The organism is Segetibacter koreensis DSM 18137 (assembly GCF_000374045.1).
GTDB classification, from domain to species: Bacteria; Bacteroidota; Bacteroidia; order Chitinophagales; family Chitinophagaceae; genus Segetibacter; species Segetibacter koreensis.
Map to the genome: position 1 here is coordinate 1 of NZ_KB893379.1, position 1,162 is coordinate 1,162.

General features: G+C 27.0%; 2 protein-coding genes. Both read left to right on the plus strand.

Annotated elements, in window-relative coordinates; translation table 11 throughout:
* On the plus strand, positions 1-285 hold a 285-nt coding region (locus tag B154_RS33510), incomplete at its 5' end, for a hypothetical protein (protein ID WP_018616911.1).
* An 18-nt stretch (positions 286-303) separates the two neighbouring features.
* Positions 304-813, plus strand: a complete 510-nt coding sequence (locus tag B154_RS0124030) for a LuxR C-terminal-related transcriptional regulator (protein WP_002508772.1) — start codon at positions 304-306, stop codon at positions 811-813.
* Positions 814-1,162 lie beyond the last annotated feature (349 nt).

Here is a 1,162-nt window from a genome sequence, read left to right on the forward strand (position 1 = left end):
TTTAAAGATCTGACTATTAATAAAATCAAAGCTAAGAAAAGCCGTAAAATTGAGTGGTTAGAGTTCACTTTTGAACCTGAGAAACGCATTCATTCAAAGCGACAACCTGAAATGGCGAATGTAGGTAAGAAGAAACAAAATATAAATCGTGAGATGACGCCAGAATGGTTAGAAAATAAAAAGTATGAACCTATCAAACCCAAAACAACTGAATTTACAGAACAACAAAAAGAAGCGTTTTTAGAGAAAATGAATATAAATGAAAACTATAAGACGAACAAATAAAGTAGGACGTGTTATTTGATGAAAACGGTAAAAGAAGTTTCTGAAAGTTTAAATGTTTCTAAACAAACAATTCACTATCACTTAAAAAATTTACCATCAAATTTAAAAGTTAAAAAAACAGGCAATAAATCATTAATAGATGATAGTGTAATAGCTTATTTAGAGTCGATTTTAAATAAAAAATCGACAAAAGAATCGACAAACAAATCGTCAAGCTTTGACGAAAAATCGACAAAAGAATCGACAAACAAAAAAGAACCTATGAAGACACGTCATGACAGTTATATTGATAAATATATCGCACACTTAGAATCAGAAATTCGACAAAAGAATCGACAAATTGACGATTTAACAATTGCCTTAAAACAAGAACAATCATTGAACTTAAATAGCCAAAATATATTAAGTCATAATGATCCTATAGAAACAGACGATTTAAATACAAAAGAAGAGATTTTTGAGACAAAAACACCAGATCAAAATGAACAAAAACAATCCATTTTCTCTAAATTATTCAATAAAAAATAAGTTGTATATTATAGGACTTATAAGAACGGGTGTAAATTATGGAATCTTTTTTTAAGATATTGGGAAGTATTCTATGGGAATTATCTTACTTTATAACAATCCCAACAGAAAAATATAAAAATATTAAACGAGAGAAAAAGAGGAAATGGATACAAAGAAAAATAGAAATAAGGGATGGTAAAAGAAGAAGATTTACAAAAAATAAATTGAAAAAACTCGTTAAATCTATTCTCGTTAGTAAATAATAATGATTATAATCTGGAAAAAGACATGATTATTTCAATTGAGAATTGTTTGGAATACAAGGTTCTGTTGCAAAGTTGAATTTATAGTATAATTTTAACAAAAA